At 63.1% G+C, this 21588-nt stretch carries 17 protein-coding genes; 2 read left to right on the top strand and 15 right to left on the bottom strand.

Translation table 11 applies throughout. From position 1 onward, the window contains the following. Nucleotides 1–3: 3 nt before the first annotated feature. Entirely contained in the window at nucleotides 4–990 is a 987-nt protein-coding gene (locus tag Q9235_RS24445; RefSeq protein ID WP_082459070.1) for an ABC transporter substrate-binding protein, read from the bottom strand. A gap of 43 nt (nucleotides 991–1033) precedes the next feature. Beyond that, nucleotides 1034–1783, bottom strand: coding sequence for a class II aldolase/adducin family protein (locus Q9235_RS24440; protein WP_082459072.1), 750 nt, complete (start codon nucleotides 1781–1783; stop codon nucleotides 1034–1036). A gap of 253 nt (nucleotides 1784–2036) precedes the next feature. Between Q9235_RS24440 and Q9235_RS24435 the strand changes: the two genes are divergently transcribed. Further along, nucleotides 2037–2966, top strand: coding sequence for a LysR family transcriptional regulator (locus Q9235_RS24435; protein ID WP_055727133.1), 930 nt, complete (start codon nucleotides 2037–2039; stop codon nucleotides 2964–2966). Here the strand turns inward: Q9235_RS24435 and Q9235_RS24430 are convergent. The 5 genes from Q9235_RS24430 to Q9235_RS24410 form a co-directional block, all read right to left on the bottom strand. Continuing rightward, a complete protein-coding gene (locus Q9235_RS24430; protein WP_082459074.1) occupies nucleotides 2963–3874 on the bottom strand; it encodes an NAD(P)-dependent oxidoreductase in 912 nt (303 codons plus the stop codon). The genes Q9235_RS24435 and Q9235_RS24430 overlap by 4 nt on opposite strands. 301 nt (nucleotides 3875–4175) lie before the next feature. After that, nucleotides 4176–5741 carry an ABC transporter substrate-binding protein gene (locus Q9235_RS24425; protein ID WP_082459075.1) on the bottom strand — a complete coding sequence of 522 codons (1566 nt, stop codon included), beginning with the start codon at nucleotides 5739–5741 and terminating at the stop codon, nucleotides 4176–4178. A gap of 13 nt (nucleotides 5742–5754) precedes the next feature. After that, complete coding sequence (locus Q9235_RS24420; protein ID WP_306224360.1) at nucleotides 5755–6855, bottom strand: ROK family protein; 1101 nt, start codon at nucleotides 6853–6855, stop codon at nucleotides 5755–5757. 565 nt (nucleotides 6856–7420) lie between these two features. Next, nucleotides 7421–8398 (bottom strand): Bug family tripartite tricarboxylate transporter substrate binding protein, encoded by a 978-nt coding sequence (locus Q9235_RS24415; RefSeq protein ID WP_197282410.1) that lies wholly within the window; start codon nucleotides 8396–8398, stop codon nucleotides 7421–7423. 37 nt (nucleotides 8399–8435) lie between these two features. Beyond that, entirely contained in the window at nucleotides 8436–9578 is a 1143-nt protein-coding gene (locus Q9235_RS24410) for a mandelate racemase/muconate lactonizing enzyme family protein (RefSeq protein WP_055727139.1), read from the bottom strand. Nucleotides 9579–9672: 94 nt separating this feature from the next. On the opposite strand from Q9235_RS24410, the gene Q9235_RS24405 reads away from it, so the two are divergent. Next, the gene (locus Q9235_RS24405) at nucleotides 9673–10608 is read left to right on the top strand and encodes a LysR family transcriptional regulator (RefSeq protein WP_055727140.1); all 936 of its coding nucleotides are present in this window, start codon (nucleotides 9673–9675) and stop codon (nucleotides 10606–10608) included. Between the two features lie 356 nt (nucleotides 10609–10964). Here the strand turns inward: Q9235_RS24405 and Q9235_RS24400 are convergent, their stop codons facing one another. From Q9235_RS24400 to Q9235_RS24365, 8 genes are all read right to left on the bottom strand, one after another. After that, nucleotides 10965–13244, bottom strand: coding sequence for a methyl-accepting chemotaxis protein (locus tag Q9235_RS24400; RefSeq protein WP_306224359.1), 2280 nt, complete (start codon nucleotides 13242–13244; stop codon nucleotides 10965–10967). Nucleotides 13245–13462: 218 nt separating this feature from the next. Further along, nucleotides 13463–14179 (bottom strand): GntR family transcriptional regulator, encoded by a 717-nt coding sequence (locus tag Q9235_RS24395; protein ID WP_055727145.1) that lies wholly within the window; start codon nucleotides 14177–14179, stop codon nucleotides 13463–13465. 91 nt (nucleotides 14180–14270) lie between these two features. Beyond that, nucleotides 14271–15683 (bottom strand): M20/M25/M40 family metallo-hydrolase, encoded by a 1413-nt coding sequence (locus tag Q9235_RS24390; protein ID WP_055727146.1) that lies wholly within the window; start codon nucleotides 15681–15683, stop codon nucleotides 14271–14273. Between the two features lie 99 nt (nucleotides 15684–15782). Beyond that, on the bottom strand, nucleotides 15783–17318 hold the full coding sequence (locus Q9235_RS24385) for an ABC transporter substrate-binding protein (protein ID WP_055727147.1): 1536 nt from the start codon (nucleotides 17316–17318) through the stop codon (nucleotides 15783–15785). 41 nt (nucleotides 17319–17359) lie between these two features. Then, a complete protein-coding gene (locus Q9235_RS24380; RefSeq protein ID WP_306224358.1) occupies nucleotides 17360–18895 on the bottom strand; it encodes an ABC transporter substrate-binding protein in 1536 nt (511 codons plus the stop codon). A 45-nt stretch (nucleotides 18896–18940) separates the two neighbouring features. After that, the gene (locus Q9235_RS24375; protein ID WP_055727149.1) at nucleotides 18941–19741 is read right to left on the bottom strand and encodes an ABC transporter ATP-binding protein; all 801 of its coding nucleotides are present in this window, start codon (nucleotides 19739–19741) and stop codon (nucleotides 18941–18943) included. Then, the gene (locus tag Q9235_RS24370) at nucleotides 19738–20718 is read right to left on the bottom strand and encodes an ABC transporter ATP-binding protein (protein ID WP_197282412.1); all 981 of its coding nucleotides are present in this window, start codon (nucleotides 20716–20718) and stop codon (nucleotides 19738–19740) included. The genes Q9235_RS24375 and Q9235_RS24370 overlap by 4 nt, the downstream gene beginning before the upstream one ends. Nucleotides 20719–20747: 29 nt before the next feature. Beyond that, complete coding sequence (locus tag Q9235_RS24365; RefSeq protein ID WP_055727151.1) at nucleotides 20748–21587, bottom strand: ABC transporter permease; 840 nt, start codon at nucleotides 21585–21587, stop codon at nucleotides 20748–20750. Nucleotide 21588 lies beyond the last annotated feature (1 nt).

Here is a 21588-nt window from a genome sequence, read left to right as displayed (position 1 = left end):
CGTTCATTTCAGTCCGCGCTCGCTCTCGGGCAGAAAACGTTCGTCTATGAGCTTCGCCCAGTCGACGTCACCCTCGGCCGCGCCGACGAGAATCTGCGCGCGCCACATCTCCTTCAGGCCGGCAAGGTCGAACTTGCCGGCGCTCCAGTAGGGCAGCGTGGTTTTCGCCTCGATCAAGTTCCTGACGGACTGGATCGCCACCGGCAGTTCCAGCTTGTAGACCTTAGCCACGATCGCTGCCGCCTCCTCCGGTCGTTCCTTCATGAAGGCGACCGCCTTCGCGCGGCCCGCAACGACGGACTTCAGGAAGTCGCCCCGCTTTCCGGCGGCCGCCTCGGTGGTTACACCGACGACGTTGCTCATGGACGGGAAGAGCTCGGTGGCAGTCGCGATGATGCGGTACTTGTCGCGATATTTGGAGAGCAGCGGCTCGGTAGCCGGCGCGACGTCGATGGCTCCGAGGTCGAGGGCGACTAGCGCCTCGCCGAGGCCGCCGGTCATCACCAGCTGGACGTCCGACGGCTTCAATCCGGCCTTCTCCACGATGAGCATGGCAAGGGCCTGACTCACGGAGCGCGGGCTCGAATAGCCCAGCTTCTTGCCCTTGAGGTCCGCAATCGACTTGATCGGTGAGTCCGACTTCACCATCCAGCCGAATTCCGAGACGGTCTGGACGTTGTTGCTGATAATCTTGAGCGCGGCGCCCTGGCGGATGGCGGTGGCGACCGCAATGGGGCTGACTTCTGCATAGGCGATGTCGCCCGCAAGCAGGTTGCGGACTGTGGTGCCGCCACCCTGCGACGACAAGATGCCGGTCACCTTGCCTTCAAAGAAACCTTTCTCCATCGCGATTGCAAAGGGCATCCCGCTCGCGGATACGCCATAATTGCTAACGACGATCTCCTCGGCTTTGATGGCCGTCGCATGGAGGGTCCAGGCCAACAAAGCAAGAGAAAGGCATCGCGCACGGGCATCTTTGAAGATACGCATTTTAATCCTCCCAATTTTCTCGTTTGTATTTTATCGGCCGGCGTCAACCCTGAGACGTCCAGTACTCCCAGATGCGGCCGACGACCGCATCTGACAGGTTGGTTCGACTCGAGAGCTCGATCTCGCCGGCGGTCAGCGGTGACAGGGGCCCCATCTGGATCGCCTGAAGTTGAAGCTCCGCGTTGAGCTTCAGATGTACGGCGCGGAAGGTCAGCTCGCGGACGGATCGACCGACTACAGTGGCGCCGTGCCTGCGCATCGCGACGACCCAGTTGTCGGCCAGCGTGGCAGCCAAGGAAGCGGCCTGCTCCGGCGTACTCACCAGCAGGTCGGTGTCGCCGAATTCGTCGCGGCTGTCCCAGCTCGGTACCCGCTGTCCCATCACCGCGCCGAGATGGCAGACTGGTACCATGTCGATGCCCGCCGCGCAGAATGCGACGACAGGCGGGGCGTGGTTGTGGCAGATGGACATAACGTCCGGCCGCGCCTTGTAGATTGCGCCATGGATGACGCGCTCGGCGTAGAGCTTTGCGTCGGTGGGGCGGACCGGGCGGTCGTCAAGGTCGAGCTCGACGAGATCGGCACGCTCGACCAGAGCCGGGCTGCGGGACCGGGAAATGAAGTAGCGCTTGGTATCGTGAGGATTGCGCGCGCTGACATGGCCGAAGCCGTCCAACACGCCCTCACGGGCGAGAACACGATTGGACGCAACGAGATCGTCAAGGACGGAATCCAGATCGCCGGCACGCAGAGGCGCGGGCGCGCCAGCGCCGGAGGCGAGCGCTACGCTCATATTGCTTAATCTCCCTATCGAAGGCCATCGTGCTCGCCGCACGCCATAGACCGTGCGCCAACCGAGGCACTCACGGTGCCCAGGCCCCTCATTGCGCTAAACTTGTCTGAATTGGCCGCGTGCGACAAAGGCTGTTTCGATTTCACGGCCAGCGAAAAAAACGCTCGCGTCAACGCGTGGCTCATGGCATCGCTGTCGTAGCGTCGCAAGACCCGACCGCGCCTCGAATGGCTTCCGCTCCAGAGGACCGAGAATGAGATTCCGCCAACTGGAGTGCTTCGACCGCGTGTGCGAGCTTGGCAGCATCACGCAGGCGGCGACATCCCTGAATATCGCCCAGACCGCGCTGGGGCTACAGATCCGGCAGTTGGAGGACGATATGGGCGTCGCATTGCTCAGGAGAACCAGCCGAGGCGTCGTGCCGACGGACGCGGGCAGGACCTTTCTCGACTGGGCCCGCCGCACGCTCGAAGGCAGGAGGGATATCAGGGTCGCCTTGGCCGCCTTTCGCGAGAGCGCGGCGCCTCGCACAGTGACGGTGGGGTTGACGCCGAGCCTCACGCTGCTGGTAGGGGCCGACCTTGTTGAGGCTATCGCGTCCTCACCTTTGAAAGTTGACCTCAAGCTTGCGGAAGGGCTCAGCCACGTCATGCTCGCGAGCCTTCCGACCGGGAAGATTGACCTGACTTTCGCGTTCAAGCCCGACGACGGGGGCTCGCACCGGTGCTCGCCGCTGCTGCGAGATTCTCTGTTCTTGGTTCGGGCGCCATCGGCCGGCATCAGGCTCGACAAGACGGTGTCACTGCGCGACGCGCTGAGCCATCGCTTCGCCATGCCCGATCGGGACGACGTCGTCCGCCGCATGGTCGAGAACAGCGCCTTGAGCGAAGGACTTGCGCTGGAGGTAGCCTACGAGGTGCAGTCGCTAACCGCGATCAAGCAGCTGGTTTCCCGGGGCTTGGCGTCGGCCATTCTGCCTCTCGGAAGCGTCTATGAGGACGTTGCGGCGGGAAAGCTCGCCGCTGCGCGCATCACAGACGCTTCGCTGGAGCGAACCCTGTACGCGATCCGGCCTCTTAACATCGATCCCGTGGTCGACGACCTGATCGTCTCGACCTTCCTTTCGCTCTACCGCAAGAGCGCCGGAGCATGGGGTATGGGCGAGGTGCTGATGCTCGCTTAGGCCGGCCATCGGAGTTGCGCCCCCGCTCTTCTCTCCATAGGGCGAAGCACTGCGGTCAGATCGTCGATCTCGACGCCCTCCGCCTTCGCGAGCCTGTAGGCGGCGAGCGCACTGCGGCAGGTGTCGACCAGGGCGCCATTGCCCGCCGCCGGCTCGGCGAGGAAGAGTTCGAGATCCTTGATCACGACATCGAGGCTGGCGCCGAAGTCGAAAGTGCCGGGAAGGATGTGCTCGGGGACCTTGCCTAGGGTCGCACTGTTCTGGCCGCTGCCGCTGTTGATCACGTCGAGCATGGCCTGCGGAGGCAGGCTTGCCCTCGCGCCGACGACCATCGCCTCGCAAGCGGATACGAGATTGACGAGGGCAATCGCATTGTTCACCAGCTTGAGAGTCTGCGCTCGGCCCGGGGCGCCATCGATCTTGACGGTCTTTCGACTGTAGCGGGCGATCAGGTCGCGCACGTTCAGCCAGTGCGCCGGACTGCAGGAGACGATCGAGGTCAAGTCGCCGGTCCGCGCCTTGGGCGGTCCGCCGGTAACCGGCGCGTCGATGCTGACAATGCCGAAGCCGCGAAGTGTATCGTTCAACTCGGCGACGAATGCCGACCCGCTGGTTCCCAGATGAACGTAGACGCTGCGCCGCTCCCCCCTCACGAGACCCTCGGCACCAAAAAGTGCATCGCGGTGATGTGCCTCAGCGGCCAGGCAAGCAAAGACAATGTCAGCCCGGTCGCCGACCTCTGCCGGGGATGCCGCCCGCTCGACGCCGGGAAGCACCACGTCGAAACGCGCCTCGTCTGGATCGAACGCCACAACCGTGTCGCCTCGCGCCAACCGGCGCGCAATCGGCGCGCCCAGCGACCCGAGCCCTAGAAAGCCTACGGTCGGCCCCTTATCCGATCTCGCCATTCCATCCACCTCCCGACAAGGCAGGGTGTTGGCCCGGGCGCCCCGGACGGACAACGCTTATTTTTCGCTCACGGCAAGCGATCTTGTGCTTCGGCGCGCAAGTTTGCTCCCGTGGAGCGTGGGATCTGAAGTGCGCGTCCGAAGGTAGACAACAGGATCTGGCCCGCGATATGCCTGTCTGGGTGCCGGCCGGTGCGACGGCATAGATGCCGCCCTCGACACATGTGAGTTCGCGCAAAACTCAGCGGCCGGCGGAGCCCGGTACATGAGCGACGCCGTGGCACGACTAGCCCTTCTGTGCCTATCGGCGGGCAATGTTCCAATAGACGGGAGCCGGCGGCGTGAGCAGGCCGGTCAAATTCGCCCGATGCGCACGAATCTGATATTGCACACCGATCGGTACATAGGGGACCGATTCTGCTGCACGCGCCTGGATCTTCGCCGCCAGCGCCATGCGCTGCTCCTTGTCGGAGAGGTCGGAAAAGGCTGCCCGCATGCTTTCCATCTCGGCATCGCATGGCCAGCCGAACCACGCCTTCTCGCAGTTCGAACGTAACCCGAGATGGCTGACCGGTTCCATCATATCAAGCCCACCCGGCCCCGAGATGAAGATCGACCAGCCACCCTTGCTGACCTGTTCTTTGCTGGCACGACGGGAGACGACGGTCGCCCAGTCCATTGCCTGCACATCGGTCCTGAAGCCGATACTTTTCAACAACGCTTCGGCGACGGTCGTGAAGGCATGGATGTTGGAATTCTCGGTCGCATCGAGCAGCACCACCGGCGTCCCGTCATAGCCGGCCTCCTTGACGAGAGCCTTGGCCTTCGCGAGGTCGATGCCGGGGAAGTTCGCCTCGGTGAAATAGGGCGACGAGCAGACGTAAAATGAGCGGCATGGTCTTCCCAGGCTCGGATCGTCGATCACTGCGGCGAGGAAATCTGCGCCGTCGACGGCGTGGAGCAAGGCCTGCCTCAGCTTCGGGTTGTCGAATGGCGGCTGGGCCGAATTGATACGTATCTGCTGTGCCACGCCGATCTCGTCTTGGCGTGCCAGCACGATATCCTTCGATGTCTTGGCGAGCGGAATGAGATCGCCAGAGATTTCCTCGCTGATGTCGATCTCGCCCTTGAGCAATGCGTTGATCGCTGTTTGCTGGTCCGGAATGATCTGCCATTCGACGCGGTCGACCTTGACGACCTTGCCGCCGGAGAGACCAGCAGGCGCCTCGGGGCGCGGGGCGTAGGCCGAGTTCTTGATAAATACCAGCCGGGCGCCCGCCATCCATTCGTCCTTCTTGAAGATGAACGGACCTGAGCCGGTATGGTCTGTGACAGCTTGGTTAGGCGGTGTCGTCGCGGCGATGCGAGCCGGCATGATGAATGGCACCGGTGCGCCAGGCTTGCCGAGCGCATCAAGCACCATCCCCCAAGGAGATGTCAGCTTCAGGCGCACGGTCTTCGCATCCACCGCCTCCCAGACCGCACCGCGCTGGTTGAGCTGCTGCCCCATGCTGTCATTGACGCTCCAGCGCTTCAGCGAGGCGATCACGTCATCCGCTGTCACCGGTTGGCCGTCGCTGAAGAAGAGGCCGTCGCGCAGCACGAAGTTCCAGACCTTACCGTCCGCGGAGGTTTCCCATCTGTCGACCATCTGCGGTTTGACGGCCAGCTTGTCGTCGACCGCAAACAGCGTGTCGTAGATCATGTAACCGAAATTGCGGGCCATGGAATCCGAACCGAGGATCGGATCCAGCACCTTCACGTCTCCGGACGGCTTTACCTTGAGCACGCTGTCGGCAAGCGCTGCCCCCGCCAGAGTGACCATGGCACCGCCGAAGAGCGCTGCCGTCAAAGCTTTCAGAACCATGTTCCTCCCCTTCTTATTCGGTCAGGTTGTCTGTGGTGATTTCGCCAGCCAGCGCCTCCGGTTGCATCGCGCCCCGGTGCAGGTAGGCGTAAGTAGCCAGTGCGATGCCGGCGGCCGGCTCGCGACCCAATTCGGCGTTCGAGAAGGTGATATTCACCGCCGAGGCCCCGCCAAATAGGCTGCCCTCGATTCCGCCGAGAATGCCGGCGTGGGCCTCGTCGCCGAACTCAGCCGGCCACCCTGCCACCATCACGCGCCGAACCGGCATCAGGTTGAGCGCATTTCCTATGGCGAGGCCCAAGCGCCCTAGGCGCATCGCGAGGTCGCCACGGGCGCGCGTCGACAATTTGAGCCGACCTGCCCGCCCCTCGCCCATCGTCAACAGGTCCTGTTCACGGATGCCGATAGCAGGCGCGACGGCCGCCGTGGAGACATAAGCCTCAAGGCAGCCGAAATGGCCACAGCGGCAGCGCGGCCCGCGCGGGTTGAGTACCATATGGCCGATCTCGCATGGCACGACATCGCCGCTCGCGGCAAAATCATCAACCAGGGCCCCGGCCACGCCATGGCCAGCGAAGATGTAGAGATAGGGCCCACCAGCAAGCGTCGCGCCGAGCTTCAGCCGATGGGTGACGGCTCGCGTCACGATCGAATTTGCGACAAGGAGCGCGACGCCCGGCAGCGCCCTCTGGATGTCGCCCAGGATTTTGCCCGGATTGAGGGCGATGATTGGATTGGTTGGAAGATCCTCGTGATAGCCAGGGATGGAGACCGCGATCTGGCAGAGCGCAATCCCAGACCGCTGAACATAATCAGCCAGTTGGCGGAGAGCGCGGCGGCAGGTGCCATCCACGGTTTCTGCGTCAGCGCCGTCTGGGAGATCAAGCCATTCGGAAAAGCGAATTTCGCCAGTCAGCGATGCAACGCCGAGATGGACCCGGCCACTGGAAAATTCGAGGGCGCCTACATAGCGATCCTTACTCAAAGTTAGGAAAACGCTGGGTCCCCCTTGATAAGGCGCCGTGCGTCTCGACTCGTCGATCAGCTTTTCTGACTTCAAATTAGCAACGATGCGCGAGATGCTGGCGTCCGTCAGCCCGGCACTCTCCGCCAAGGCTGGACGAAATGAGCCGCCAGAGCACCAAAGATATCGCAAGACCGCCGAACGTGTCTCCCGCCGGCTCCTCGGTCCCCTCACCGTTCCACCCGTTTTATTTTTGCTCTATGTAACGATGCTGAGATGGAAGGACCTTTTTGTCAACCAACAGATCCCGGTCTTTGTTCTCGTCGAAACGCGGGCTGCCGTTCTCCCGGCGACTGTCCGCCGTCTATGTTACGCGTAGCTCGACTTCCATTCAGTTGAGCTTTCCGGCCTCGGGGCCGGCGCAGAAGCTCTGGCGTGGGGCAGCGCCAGAGCCGGCGCCGAGCGGAATTCCGCCGGAACCGGCCAACCGAAGGCTTGAAATCTAACCTTCTGGAACTCAGTGAAGATCGGTTCCAGTGTGCGCCCACTGGCCATCGCGCGGCTCGCCGCGTCCTACGGCGCCCCGCCCCGCCGCGTGCTCCGCTGGACGAGCGCCTCGGCAACAAGACCCAGACCGTGTCTTTGCTAGAAGAGCTGCTCAGGCAGCTAGACCGCGCAGTTGCAAGCGCGCGCTTCAGGGAAAAGCTTGCACTCACTATTCCAGCGAAATACCGCTGGCCTTGACGACCCCAGCCCATTTCTTGATTTCGGCATCGATGAAGGCCGCGTAGTCCTGCGGACTGCCGCCGCCGGCCAGATAACCGCCAGCCTCGAAACGCTTCTTCATTTTGTCTTCTCGCAGAAATTCATTGGCGAGAGCGTTGAGCTTCGTGATGATCGGTTCCGGAGTTCCGGCAGGAGCGGACAGCCCGAACCATCCTTGCGCTTCAAAGCCCGGAAAACCGCTTTCAGCAATCGTCGGCGCGTCCGGATAGAGCGCGCTTCGTTTCGCGCTCGTCACCGCCAGGACACGCAACTTGCCGTCCTTCACATGGCCGAACGGAATATCGACGTTGACGATCCCGACCGGGACGTGCGCGCCGAGAACGTCGGTGACGAGCGGCGCAGCCCCTCGATAGGGGACGTGACGCACCTTCACATTGGCGGCTCCTTCGAGCATCGCGAGCGACAGGTGCCCCGAGGAGCCGACACCCGGGCTGGCGAATGAGAGCCCCTCCCCGGCTTCCTTCGCGCGGCGCAACAGGTCAGCGAGCGTCTTGATGTCGGAATTGCTCGGCACGATGATCGCGTTGGGCGTGGAAGCCAGCAGGGCGATGTGGGCAAAATCCTTGGTGGAATCGTACGGCATTCGCGCATAGAGCGAATGGTTCATGGCGTTCTGGCCGTTCCCCGAAACGAGGATCGTATAGCCGTCATTCGGCGCCTTCGCGATCGCGGCGGCCGCGATGTTGCCGTTGGCGCCAGGCCGGTTTTCAACGACGACTCCCTGCTTCAGGGTTTCGGCGTAGCGCTCCGCAAAGAGCCTCGCGACGACGTCCGTGCTCCCTCCGGCCGGAAAGGGCACTACGAAGGTGATCGATCGCGTCGGCCAGTCCGCAGCGAGCACCCTTTCGGTCGGCAACGCGAGGGCTGCCGCGAGGCCCGTCGTAAATTCACGTCTTGAAACGGTCATTTGACCCTCCCCTTTTTCTTTGTCGTTGTTGAACGGCTCAGTTGCAGCGCCAGACCTCTCGCCGCCACGGCTCCAGTTGCTCTTCCTTGAAGGCGAGGCCGGTGCCCGGTGCATCAGGCACGCTGAGCGTGCCGTCGGCATTCGGCCTGACCTCCCCCTGCAGATGCAGCAGGGGGTTGTTGGACACATCGACCTCCACATACGGATAGGAAGCTGGCCCGCCCCCACGCTTGGACGGCAGGAGCGCCGCCACCTGCAAGGCCGCCTGGTGGTTGACGATGGTTCCGAACACATGGGGCATAACAGGCAGGTCGAAGGCAGCGGCGAGCGCCGCGATCCTCAGGAAGCCCGTATACCCGCCGCAGACTGTGAGATCCGGCTGGAGGATCGACATGGTGTCAGCGACGAGAAAGTCGCGAAACGCGGCGGCGCTGGCCAATGCCTCACCACCCGCGACTGCGATCGACGCTGATCTCGCGACAGCCGCATAGCCGGGGATATCCTCGGGCTCGACGGGCTCCTCGATCCAGAGAAGACGCGCTTCTGCCATCTCGCGTGCGGAAGCGATCGCTGCCGGTGCCGTGTATGCCTGGTTGATGTCGACCATCAGCCCGATATCCGGCCCCACCTGCTTTCGCATGGCCGCTGCCATCCTGCCGTCGGCGCCGGGAGAGACACCGGCCCTGGGCTTCATGGCGCGGTATCCCAGCGCGAGGCAGCGATCGACCTCCTGCGCATAATGCGCGTAAGGGTCTGGCGCCTCGGTGATGAACGGCCCGCTTCCATAGGCGAAGACCCGGTCGCGCAGCGGTCCGCCGAACAGGGCCGACACGCTGATGTTCCGCTCCCTGGCCGCCAAGTCGCACAGCGCCATGTCGACCGCGGAGATCGCCATCATGCCGGGTCCGCGCCTGTCATAACCCAGGGTGCCGATCATCCGCTCCCAGATCGCGCGGAAGCGCGACGGTGACTGCCCCAGAACGAGCGGCGCCAGCCGGGCACGGAGGAAGGCTGCCGCGGCGTCCGGCGAGGAGAAGACCTCTCCCCAACCCCTTTCGCCGGTGTCGGTGATCAGCTCGAGCAGTAGAAACTCGCGCCGCCGGATCATTGTCCTGGCATTGCCTATCGGCGGCGAGGGCTCGAACCCGACATGGTGTCCGCGGATCTCGATAACCTTCATGGGGTTTCCGTAGAAGCTGAGGCCATGGCCGAGCTTGACCGGGTTAGCTCATGCGCTCCAATACAAAGATGGCCTGACTTCATGCGGATCAGTCATGATGATCGACACGCGCGAACTGCTTGTCCTCAGAGCAGTCATCGAGAAGGGCACGGTCACGGCGGCCGCCTCGACCCTGAATGTTTCGCAGCCGGCAGTCAGCCGAACCCTGCAGCAAATCGAGCAGCGGCTCGGGATCGTGCTCTTCCACCGCGAGAAGCAGCGCATCTTCCCGACGCGCGAAGCCGAGATGCTTTACGGCGAGATCATGCAGGCGGTCTCCGCGGTCGACGCCGTCAGCAGGCGGGCGAGCGACATCAAGGCGGGTCGCACCGGCGCACTGCGGATCGCCTCGATCGCAGCGTTCGCGAACTCGATCCTGCCACGCGCCGTCGCCAGGCTGCAGAGCAGGAAGCCTGGCGTCGAGATCGTCATCGAGACCTTGACCGCCCGCGACGTGGCGCAGCGTGTTGCCAGTTTCCGGAGTGACATCGGCCTTTTGATCGAAACGGCCGCCGTGTCCGGCATCGTCATCGAGGATCTGTGCACATCGCAGTTTGGATGCGTCGTGTCAAAGGACCATCGCCTTGCCGGAGCCGGCAGCGTTTCGGTCGCTGACGTCGCGCGCGAACGCCTGATCTGTCTCAACCGGGACCTGCCCTTGGGCGCGCTCGCGCACCGGCTGTTTGCAGAGCAGGATCGCCTGTTGCGACCGGCGGCCGAGGTGACCCAGTCAAGCGTCGCCTGCGCCCTCGTCGAGGCGCGAGCCGGCATTGCCCTGCTGGACAAGCTGAGCATTCTTTACGGCCCGACCAGCCAGGGCCTCGACTTTGTCCCGCTGCTCCCCGACGAACGCATTGTCGGCAGGCTCGTTCTGGCGGCCGGCGCTCAACCCACAGCCGCGTCGCGCGAGTTCTGCGGAGAACTGCGCGGCCTGATCGAAGAGATTGCGGAAACAATCCCTGGGTTCGGCCTTGTTCAGGCCTCACGCTGAGTTCCGTTCCAGCACGCCGATCCCACGCGCCCGGCCCCACTCGCGAGGGTCGGCCTCGGAAAAGTTCTCGCCTGAGCCGAGGACAGCCTGATCAATCCGATCGTCCGGCAGCGATCTCGGCATCTCACCGAACAAGGCAGCCGGCCCTTGCACACCGCAGCAAGCACGACGCGCAAGATGCCTTCGGAGGGCAAATACCCCCGCCGCCTCCAACCGGCATGGTTGTCTGATGGACGGCACCGTCATCGCCTGCAGACACTGAATGGGCGACGCGATCACGGAGCCGGACAGATCCCTCGGCGTAGAGAAGGCGCCGAAAGCCTGCGGTCCGACCGCTCGGAACGCGATGCCAGTGCCTAGGCAGCTCGCCAGATCTTAACGCGTTCCGCCGACGAGGTCCGGAACCGCGTAACCAGATCATTCAACCGTTCGATCTGCCCCGCGAGAGCGAGAGCGGACGCCGAGCTCTGCTCCGAAAGCGCAGCATTCTGCTGCGTCATCTCATCCATATGCGCCACGACCTGACTCACTTCGTCGATGCCGCTCGCCTGTTCGTCACAGGCGACCGCAATTTGCGAGATGGTCTCGACCACACGGCTCGACGCCTCGACGATCCTTGTGAGCGTATCCCCGGCCTCACGAACGAGCTTGACCCCCTGCTCAACCTCGACCGTGGAAGAGGCGATCAGCGTGCCAATATCCTTCGCAGCGTCGGCGGCCCTTTGAGCCAGCGTCCGCACCTCCGCGGCAACGACCGCGAAACCGCGGCCTGCGTCGCCGGCCCGGGCCGCTTCAACCGCGGCATTGAGCGCCAGTAGGTTCGTCTGGAAGGCGATCTCTTCGATGACATTGGTGATCGCGGCTACACGAATGGCTGTCGCCTCGATCTGCGACATGGCGGATACGGCCTGAGTGATGACCATGCCTCCCTCAGACGCCACCGACCGAGCCGCCTGCGCATCCGTCACCACCGATTTGGACGAACGCGCTGTCGATTTTACCGAAGCTGCCAGTTGCTCGGTTGTCGCGGCTGTCTCTTCGAGGGATACCGCCTGCTGTTCGGTCCGCCGGGCCAGGTCGTCCGCGCCGGTTTTGATCTCTGTCGAGGACGTCTGCACTTCGTGCGCGGTCTGCTGGATCGTCCCGACCGCTGTCCCCAACGTATTGGCCGTCGCATTGATGGCCGATTTGAGCTGATCAAGGCGCCCGCCATAATCACGTCGGACATCGAGCGTCAGGTCGCCTTCCGCGATTGCCGTGAGCACTCTCTCGAACTCGCCTGTGGCTTCGTCCACCACGATGTTGATCTGGTTTATGCCATCGATCAGTGCCGTCAGCGCCGGATCGTCCGCCTTGATCTGGACGCGGCCTGAGAAGTCACCATCCGCAGCGCGTTGAACGACGCCACTGACGGACTCCACGACGGCGGACATGACTTGCGCCCGTTCGGCTCTGGCGCGGAGCTCTGCCCGCTCCTCGACCTCCCGCTCCCGGACCTTCAGCGCATTGCTACGGAACACATCCAACGCTGCAGCCATCCGCCCGATTTCGTCCGCGCGTCCAGCGAATGGGACCACTGTCTCCAGCGTTCCCTCTGCAATATGGGTCATCGACGATGCCAGCTGGCCGAAGAGCGATCTGATGACTCGGCTGACATAGGCTGCCAAACCAACCGCCAGAAGTATGATGGCGACGGATGTCGCGGTGTAGACGAGGAAGCTGCGATAGGCGGAATCGAGAAGCTCGGTGGTTTGCGCCGCAAGGCTGCCGCGCATGGCTTCGATCTCCTTGAGCCAGAATGCCCGCCTCGCTTGGTCAGCCTTGGTCCACCCCGCGGCGTCCTTCGGATCCAGCTTGTCAAAAGCTGCATCGAGGAGGACGGGACGAACCCTATTGATCAGCTGGACGTCGTCCGATGCGAGGAAGCTCTTGTACTGGGCAATATGCACCGTCGGCGCAAAGGTCTCGAACTGGCGTCCGAAGATCTGTTGAAGCTCCACGCCACGGTGCATCACGCGAAACAGCGGCTGGCTCAGCTTGCCGGTCTGAAACGCAATTTCGCCGCGGCCACCTTCGTTCAGGCTTCCCGTGCTGATTTCAAGAGCAGCGTGCAACGCCAAAATCGAACGGGCAATGTCGCTATTGTCGACGGCGCCGGCGAGGCGGCCGACGAGCTCGTTGCCCAGATTGCTGCTGTTCTGGAGAAACGCTCCCATCTTCGAGCGGTCGGTCTCCCGGCGAAGCGCGCGCTCGCGCACGTCGGCGAGGATTGCGCGCTGGTCCAATATCGACTGCAGCAAAGCAGCCGTTTCGGCATTGGCGATCCTGACGCCTTTCGACGCGTCATCGATCCGCGCAAATGCGGCATCCGTCAGTGGCCACTGCGCCTGCATCTTGGCGCGGGCGTCCGCTTCCCCCGACGCCAGATACGGGTAGGCAGCGCGGCCCTCATTGGGAATGGCGGTCGCAGAAAAAGCCGTGGTCGCATCAACCAGCACCTGGAGGCGACGCGCCTGCTGCACTTCCCGATACGTTTCGAAACTGCTCACCGCCAGGATTGCGCCAAAGCATATCAAGGCCACAAGCGGAACGAGTGTCAGGCAATGAAGAAGATTGCCGAGCCGAATTTTCTGCATGTCAGTCCCACCCCATATGAGGTGAGATACTTACTTAGAAAACTAAATATTCTGTTTCCCTCGCCGCCGGACCGGCTCACGCTCCGCTCCTAAAGCGCTCTTTCGCATCTGCCGGCCGCATGGGTCCGATCGACAGTTCCGGAACGTCGGCTGCATCCAAAGATTTCGGGCCGGGCCGACAACACAGGATCGCGGGTGAAAGTCACAATCGCCGCAGTTCAACCGATCGCCACCTGGGTCACAAGGCGGTCATTTGAGGCGGAGTTCGATGTGATGATCTTAACTACGGTGTCGTGTGCACGCGTGAGATAGTGGTCGTAACGCTCCTGAGCGGCAATGACGTCGCGTTGTTTGATAGCATCGAGAACTCCATGGAGGATGGCGACGGTCGTGCGCTTCTCGTCAACACCAGTGGAGACGCTGAGGATAACCCGGATGTAGGATATGCGATCGAAAATGGATCGCAGCAGGTTGCGAGCGGTGTCGTTGTTATAGCCGCTCCAAAGCACCTCGATGAGATCGCCAATCGCACTCACATACTCGAATGGGCGCCCAATGCACTCTTCGGCACGCAGGAGCGAAGCCTCAAGCCGCCCCACAATGTCGGTGTCGAGCCGCCGGATCATTTTTTCCAGCATCTTCGCTTCGAGAATCCGCCGGACCTCGTAAATCTCGGACGCCTCAGTCGCGGTTATGCTTGAAACGACGACGCCTTTATTGTGCTCGCGGCGGACCAGGCCCTCTGCCTCGAGGTGACGCATCGACTCCCGAATGCAGGTCCGGCTGACGCCGGTCTCAAGGCAAAGCTGCCGCTCGACGAGGCGTTCACCAGGCTTGAAGCGCATCGTAAGGATGGCGTTGCGAAGCACGGCCGTGGTGCGTTCTCGCAAGCTGACCTTATCCTGGACTACGCGCAGTGAAGGCACGTCATTCATGGCGACAATATCTGGTTTCAAGTGGATCGGCGTGGTACCGCCCCCTAGCAGTCACGCCGCCCCTCGTAGACAGATTACGGTTTCGCGGCAATCAGCCGGAGTTGCCAGCGGACTTCGCTGTCGTTTCAGCTCCGATGTCCCAGAAGACACCAGCCATGATCCCTAGCCCGTCATGGAACAGCGAGAGCAACCCGTGTTCATCCGGGCCATGCTGACCACAGCCTCCATAGGACTGCGGGATCCAGAGAATCGGCACGCCGAGCGTCTGCTTGAAGAACTCCGACGGTCCCGAAGCCCCGATGTTGGGGATGAGGTTCGGCGGGCGCCCGACGGTCGTCTCCATCGATTCCGCCACACGGCGAACCCAACGATCATCGGGATCCGTACGCGAGGGCGGAAACATGTCCCGCTCCACTACCGGCCGCACCTCGACCTCGGTGAAGCCCTGCTCCGCCAGATGTCGCTTCAACGCCGGCGCGACTTCGGCAGCGTCGACATCGACCGTGTGCCTGAGCTGAATGCGCGCCTTGGCAAACCCTGAAACCGCCGGCACCGGCGCCTCCGGCTGACCACTGACGGAGGCCAGCACGATGGCGCTGCTCCAGGCATAGATCTTTTCGGTGCGAGAGAGACCAGGCTCTCCCCAGCCCTCGTCAGGCTTCAGAGCGCCGGGCGCATCTTCGATCACGACGGCGCGGCTGGCCCGTGTGACCGATTCCGGCACCGACTTCGGCGTCCATCCTGGAACCAGGATCCGGCCATCGCGCGAGATAATCGTCGAGATCGCATGCGCCAGGATCACGGCGGGGTCCTTGAGCAGCCCGCCCCAGTGGCCGGAATGATGCGATCCCTCGCGTAGATCGACGATCAGATCGACCGCCAGCCCTCCCCGCGTGCCGAGCGTTATGTCCGGAACCTGCATGCTCTGACGCGGACCGTCGAGCGCGATGAACACATCGGCGGCGCAGCGTTCGCGATGGCGCTCCAGGAACGCCTTCAGACCCGGCGAGCCAGCCTCCTCTCCTGTTTCGACGAAGATCTTGGCGTTGAAACCGAGCGATCCTTTTTCTTCCAGGATTGCACGCAGCGCCTCGATCGCCAGCAGGTGCTGGCCCTTGTTGTCGACGACGCCGCGGCCATAAACACGGTCGCCCTCGACCTTCAGCTTCCATGGATCGAGATCCGCACGCCAACGCTCCGGCATGGCCCGAACGACGTCGCCATGGCCGTAGATCAGGATGGTGGGCAGGCCATCGCCCTCATGTCGCGTCGCGAGGAGGACGGGCCCGTGTTCCTCCAACGGGTTTGGCAGGATTTCGACCGAGAAGCCGAGTTTCGAGACGATCGGTCCCAAGCCCTCGGCGCAGTAGCGTTCCAGTTCCTTCTTTCTGCCGGGAGGATGGCTCTCAGTCTGATACGCCACCAGATCTGCAAGCTGCCGCAGGAAGCTGCCATCGTCGATATACCCGCGTGCGCGGCGCAGGACCTGTTCGCGTACCGTCATCGTCTCAATCCAATACCGTTTCGCGGCGCACGGGTGTCACGAGCGCCGACTTCGCGGAGCGTCACGCCGGCCCGATCGCTCGACCGGCCGGTGCAGAACTCAGGATACCGTGATGTCCGTGAGCCAAGGCTCGCCGGTGGCATCCGCCGGCCAGTTGATGTTCGAGCGAACCCCGTTCACCAAACGATGCGTCCAGAGAAAGACCACTGGCGAATCCTGCGAAAGCTTATCGCTCAAGGACCGCTGGAGATCGCACTGGACCTTGGTGTCGAACGCCGCTCGAACTTCACGGAACAGCCGGTCCGCCTCGGGATCCGAATAGTTTGTTCGCCGCGAACCGCCTGTCTCGAAGTACTGTGCCAGAGCTTCGAGCTGGTCATTGGCCGCTGACCGGCCGGTATAGTAGAGCGGCAACTTTCCCTGACGGATGTCATTGGTAAAGTTCGCGTAATCGGGCGTGTTGAGCTTGGCCCTGATACCCACCTGCCGGAGCATCTGAGCCAACGCTTCGCCGACCTGCCGATCCGAGACATAACGCCCGTTCGCGGTCGCGAACTCGACGTCGAAACCATCGGGGAAGCCCGCCTCGGCGAGCAGCGCCTTGGCCTTCTTGGGATCATATTCGGGCCGGGCCGCGCTCGGAGCAAAGCAATCCTGATGCTTGCCTATGGCCCCCTGCATAGGATCCGCCAGCCCGAAGAGCAGCCGTTTCACGATCAGATCGGCATTGATCGCATGCGCCACCGCCCGGCGCACCCGCGGATCGTCGAAGGGCTTGATCTTGACGTTCATGCCCAGGAACATCCATTCCAGCGAGCCCGTCTCGACCTCTTTCACGGCCGGGTTCGACTTCAGGCGATCGACCAGTTGCGGCGGGATGAGGCGCGCGATCTGCGCCTCATTGTTGAGGAGGGCCGTGACGCGCTGCTCCGCTTCCAGAATCTGGCGATAGATCACCGTCTCCGGTGCCGAGGCCGGCATACCCGGCCATGACGGATTGCGGGCGACGATCACGCTGCGATCGATGTCGAAACGGTCGAGCTTATAGGGGCCCCAGCCGAAGGCGGCAGCTTTGTCGGCATTTGCGCCGTGCTTCTCGTGAAGATCAGCACTCGTCACCACGAAGCGGTCGAACAGGAGCGACAGCAGCTGCGCCACCGGGCGCTTCGTGACGATGTCGAAAGTTTGATCGTCGACGCGTTCGAACTTGTCGACCTCGGTGAGGAAGAACGCCTGCTGGCTCGCTGGGTCGCTCAGGATGCGCCGCCAGGAGTGCACGACGTCAGTTGATGTGGGGCCCGGACCGCCGTCGTGGCGCTTGAGATCGCTTCTGAGCTTGAACCGCCAGCGTGTCGGCTCGACGGTTTCCCAGCTCTCTGCCAGCACGCCCTCATAGGCCTTGGCGGCGTAGTTGTACCGGCCGAGGCTCCCGTAGATCTGGCTCCAGATATAGTAGAGGTGGATACTCGAGTGGGCGTAGGGATTGACGTTGTTCAGGATGCCCGTCGTCGTGATCGTGAGCGCCTTGCCCTGTGCGGAGGCAGCGGTCGGGATCAGCGGCAGCGGCATCAGTGCGGCCGCGGCCGCTCCCATGATGGTGCGCCTCGACGGGCCGCGCTTGGTCGGGTCGGTCATGGCTGAATCGCCTTCGTTTGTAGCGGGATCGCGGACTGTCATCAGAGGCGGACGTCGGGCAGCCAGATCTCGCCCGAAGCATCCGGCACGTAGCGCACCCCCTTGCGGACGCCGCTGACGTACTGGTGATTCCAGAGGAAGATGCCTGGTGCCTCGGTCTCGATCAGCTGGCTGATCTCACGGATGATCTTGCAGCGTTCGATTATGTCGAAGGTTTTGCGCTCGCGTTCGAACAACTCGTTCAGCTTAGGATTGTCGTAGCCGATGCGTGGCGTGACGCCGGTCTCGAAATACTGCGACAGCCATTCGGACGGCTCGAGCGCAAGGCCGCGCCCCATGTAGTACATGGGCGCTTTGCCCGCCCTGACATTGGCCCAGAGCCCGGCGAACTCCGGCGTGTGGAGGGTTGCCTTGAAACCGGCCTGGTTCAACATCTGGGTGATCGCCTCGGCGATCTGTCGATCGGAGATGTAGCGGCCCGTGGCGGTGAAGAAGTCGACGACTGGCCCACCACCTGCATAGCCGGCCTCGGCCAGAAGCTTCCGTGCTCCCGCGACGTCATACGGCGTCTTTTGGTCGATCGGAGTCGTGTAGCAGATCTGCTGCGCTCCAACCGGGCCATCGAGCCGGTCCGCCATCCCAAACAGAATACGCTGGATGATCACATCCTTGCTGATCGCCATCGCAGCGGCCCTCCGCACGCGCGGGTCGTCCCAAGGCTTGGTCTTGACGCTGAAGCCGATGAACATCGGCTCGTTCGAGGGCGCGCGCCGGATCTCGACGGAAGGCACGTTCTCCAGCCTGCCGACCAATTGCGGAGGGATCAGCCGCGCGATCTGAACCTCGCCGTTCAGCAGGGCCGTGACGCGCTGGTCCGGCTCGGGAATACGCCGGAACAGCACGTTGCGCGGAGAGGTTTCGACCTTGGCAGGATAGGCATCATGCCGTTCGAGCGCGATCCGGTCACTGATGGCGAAGTTTGTGAGCTTGTAGGGGCCCCATCCAATCGGCGCCGTGTTGTAGCTGGCCACGCCTCCTTGCGTCTTGAAGATCTCTTCGCTGGTGATCGTGAACTTGTCGAACAATTGCCCCAGCAGTGACGACGCCGGCTCTTTCGTAACAACGTCGAAGGTATGGTCATCGACGCGCCGGATTTCCTTCACGCTCGAAAGATAGAACCGCCCCTGGCTTTGCGGATCGGTCATGACCTGGTTGTAGGAATGCAGGACGTCGGCAACGGTGGGACCGGGGCCGCCATCGTGCCGGACGAGATCCTTACGCAGATGGAAGCGCCAGGTGACCTCATCGCGCTGCTCCCAGCGTTCCGCGAGCTGGCCCACGAACTTGCGCTGCGCATAGTCGTAGCGGCCGAGGCAGCCGTAGACCTGACACCAGATCGAATACATCTGGGCACTGCTCTCGGCGTAGGGGTGACGCGTCACCAGCGTATCCGCAGTCGTGACGACGAGCGTCTCGTTGGCCGGGCGTTGCGCGGTTTGGGCTGAGGCGGGCGCTGCGATAGCGATGGCGGCAGCGATCAAGCTCGCTGCGAAAACGGGGCTGCTCTTATGTGACATCCTGGCTCCTCCGGCGTTATGGGCTGCTGGCCCGTGTACGTCGGCTCACCCAGCCATTCTTGGGACGGCTTGGATCAGCTTTCGCGTGTAAGCATGTTCGGGGTTGGAAATGACGGCGCTCGCTGCGCCGGATTCGACCACGCGCCCGTGCGCGAGGACGATGACCTTGTCGCAGAGATAGTCGATCACGCCGATGTCGTGGCTGATGAACAGGATCGTCAGGCCGAGCCTGTCGCGGATATCGAGCAGAAGATTGAGGATCTGCATCTGCACAGAGACGTCGAGGGCCGACACCGCCTCGTCTGCGATCAGCAGTCGCGGGTCGGTAATCAGTGCACGGGCGATGCCGATGCGCTGTCTCTGTCCGCCGCTGAACTGGAATGGATAGCGCGATCCGGCTTCGCCCGGCAGCCCGACCAGCTGCAGCATCTCCCGGACGCGCTCCGCCAGTACCCGTTTGTTTCGCTCGCCGGCGATACGCAACCCTTCGCTGATTACGTCCGCGACGGTCATCCGCGGATTGAGAGACGAGTATGGATCCTGAAACACCATCTGGATCTGACGGGAGGCGGCAGGCAGCGAAATACGCGCTGCGACGTCCACCAATGGCCGGTCCTCCGAGGCCAGGCGCCCGCCACTTGCCTGCTCGAGTCCGACGATGATCCGCGCGAGGGTTGATTTTCCGCAGCCGGATTCCCCGACGATGCCCAGGATCTCGCCCCGCGGGACCTCGAATGAGACGTCGGTCAGAGCCGTCACGCCGGGCTTGCTGCTAAACAGGCCGCCGCGCCCTGCATAGGTCTTGCTGAGACCTTCGGCACGCAGCACCGGATGGTCGAAGGTCATTGTGGATAAAGGCATCGGGCCGCCTGCGCAGTCTTGGTTGTCCGCAGCGGAATCTCGCCGCGGCGGCAATCGTCCTGGACGCGAGGGCAACGCGGAGCGAAGCGGCAGCCCTCAAACCAGTTGGCCACCCCAGGCACCTGGCCCTCGATGCCGGCCTGGCGCCGCCCGCCTTCGCGCCGACGCGGGATGCAATCGACGAGCGCGCGCGAATAGGGGTGTGTCGGGTGGTCGATCAACTGGTCCGCGGGGCCGCTCTCCATCAGAACGCCGCCATAGAGAACGCCGATGCGATCCGCGTATCGGCGCACCAGAGAAAGATCGTGGGAGATGAACAGGATAGAGAGCGCATGCTGATCGCGCAGGCGCAACAATAGCTGCATGATCTCCTGCTGGATCGTGACGTCGAGCGCCGTCGTCGGCTCGTCCGCGATGAGCAGGGCGGGATTGTTGGCCAGTGCCATAGCGATCATCGCGCGCTGACGCATGCCGCCGCTGAGCTCATGGGGATACATGGAGCGCACGCTCTTCGGATCGGCGAACTGGACGCTCGCAAGAAGGTCGAGGACCCGCTCGCTGCGTTCGCGTCTGCTGCCTTCGCCCGCGACGGCGAGGGCCTCGGCGATCTGCCGCTCGACCGTCATCAACGGGTTGAGCGAGGTCATGGGCTCCTGGAAGATCATGCTGACCACACGACCGCGCATCGTCTGGACCTGGGCCGAAGGCGCCGACACCAGGTCCACGCCGTTCAGGGACAGCTTCCCCTCCATGCGCAGCATGGCCGGCGGAAACAACCTCATGATCGAGCGTCCAAGCACAGTCTTGCCTGAGCCGCTTTCTCCGACGACGGCGTAGAAGTCGCCCTTGCCGATCGTGAACGTCACGCCGTCGACGATCTTCAGATGCCCGCCCTGATGCGTGCGCAGGAACAGCGAGAGATCCTCGGCCTGCAGCACCGGTGTTGAAGTTGAACCGTTCATGCGTGGAGGGGTCGCTTGCATGGCATTTGTCACGACAGGTTTAGTGCGGCCTTGGGATCGAGCTGATCGCGCAGCCAATCTCCAAGCAGGTTGAGGCCAAGCACGGTGAGGAAGATGCCGAGGCCGGGTAGGACGGCCAGCCACCATGCGCGTGTGATGTAGGAGCGGCCCTCCGCGAGCATGCCGCCCCAAGTCGGGACGTTCGGAGGCACGCCCAAACCCAAGAAGCTCAGGCTCGATTCCGCCAGGATTGCGGTGGCCATCGTGAAAGTGGCGATGATGATCGCCGAAGCTAGCAGGTTCGGCAGCACATGGTGACGCAGGATCCAGCCGGTGCCGCCGCCCATGATCTTTGCTGCCGAGATGTATTCCCGGGAGCGGAGCATGAGCGCCTGCGCGCGGGCTATCCGGCAATAGGGAATCCAGCGCTGGATCGTGAGCGCGATGATGACGTTGCCCAGGCTCGGCCCGAAGAACGCGAGGATCGCGATCGCCAGCAGGATTGGCGGAAATGCCCAGAACGTCTCGACGACCTTCTGGATGACCGCGTCGCGCGCACCGGCGAGATAGCCCGACAGCGCTCCGATCAACACCCCAACGACCCCCGACAGCACGACGACCGACCCGGCGATCGCTAGGGAAATGCGTGCGCCAGAGGTCATCCGTGCCAACAGATCGCGGCCAAGATGGTCCGTTCCCAGATAATAGCCGCTCTCGATGCCGAATGGCGGCTCGAGCGCAAACATGAGGTTCTGCTCGTTGGGATCATGTCCGGCGACGAGGCCGCCAAGGAGTGCGAGCAGAACGATCGCTCCCAGGCAGATGGTGCCGATGACGAACTTGATCTCGAGAAAGCGCCAGGGCTGCATC

The organism is Bosea beijingensis, from assembly GCF_030758975.1.
GTDB classification, from domain to species: domain Bacteria; phylum Pseudomonadota; class Alphaproteobacteria; order Rhizobiales; family Beijerinckiaceae; genus Allobosea; species Allobosea beijingensis.
The sequence above is the reverse complement of the archived record's forward strand: the minus strand, read 5'-3'. Positions and strand labels throughout refer to the sequence as shown.

What these genes read in the sequence shown, in the direction of transcription:
- Q9235_RS24445 (WP_082459070.1), bottom strand. Translation starts at nt 990, where the DNA reads ATGCGTATCTTCAAAGATGCCCGTGCGCGATGCCTTTCTCTTGCTTTG.
- Q9235_RS24440 (WP_082459072.1), bottom strand. Translation starts at nt 1,783, where the DNA reads ATGAGCGTAGCGCTCGCCTCCGGCGCTGGCGCGCCCGCGCCTCTGCGT.
- Q9235_RS24435 (WP_055727133.1), top strand. Translation starts at nt 2,037, where the DNA reads ATGAGATTCCGCCAACTGGAGTGCTTCGACCGCGTGTGCGAGCTTGGC.
- Q9235_RS24430 (WP_082459074.1), bottom strand. Translation starts at nt 3,874, where the DNA reads ATGGCGAGATCGGATAAGGGGCCGACCGTAGGCTTTCTAGGGCTCGGG.
- Q9235_RS24425 (WP_082459075.1), bottom strand. Translation starts at nt 5,741, where the DNA reads ATGGTTCTGAAAGCTTTGACGGCAGCGCTCTTCGGCGGTGCCATGGTC.
- Q9235_RS24415 (WP_197282410.1), bottom strand. Translation starts at nt 8,398, where the DNA reads ATGACCGTTTCAAGACGTGAATTTACGACGGGCCTCGCGGCAGCCCTC.
- Q9235_RS24410 (WP_055727139.1), bottom strand. Translation starts at nt 9,578, where the DNA reads ATGAAGGTTATCGAGATCCGCGGACACCATGTCGGGTTCGAGCCCTCG.
- Q9235_RS24405 (WP_055727140.1), top strand. Translation starts at nt 9,673, where the DNA reads ATGATGATCGACACGCGCGAACTGCTTGTCCTCAGAGCAGTCATCGAG.
- Q9235_RS24400 (WP_306224359.1), bottom strand. Translation starts at nt 13,244, where the DNA reads ATGCAGAAAATTCGGCTCGGCAATCTTCTTCATTGCCTGACACTCGTT.
- Q9235_RS24395 (WP_055727145.1), bottom strand. Translation starts at nt 14,179, where the DNA reads ATGAATGACGTGCCTTCACTGCGCGTAGTCCAGGATAAGGTCAGCTTG.
- Q9235_RS24390 (WP_055727146.1), bottom strand. Translation starts at nt 15,683, where the DNA reads ATGACGGTACGCGAACAGGTCCTGCGCCGCGCACGCGGGTATATCGAC.
- Q9235_RS24385 (WP_055727147.1), bottom strand. Translation starts at nt 17,318, where the DNA reads ATGACCGACCCGACCAAGCGCGGCCCGTCGAGGCGCACCATCATGGGA.
- Q9235_RS24380 (WP_306224358.1), bottom strand. Translation starts at nt 18,895, where the DNA reads ATGTCACATAAGAGCAGCCCCGTTTTCGCAGCGAGCTTGATCGCTGCC.
- Q9235_RS24375 (WP_055727149.1), bottom strand. Translation starts at nt 19,741, where the DNA reads ATGACCTTCGACCATCCGGTGCTGCGTGCCGAAGGTCTCAGCAAGACC.
- Q9235_RS24370 (WP_197282412.1), bottom strand. Translation starts at nt 20,718, where the DNA reads ATGAACGGTTCAACTTCAACACCGGTGCTGCAGGCCGAGGATCTCTCG.
- Q9235_RS24365 (WP_055727151.1), bottom strand. Translation starts at nt 21,587, where the DNA reads ATGCAGCCCTGGCGCTTTCTCGAGATCAAGTTCGTCATCGGCACCATC.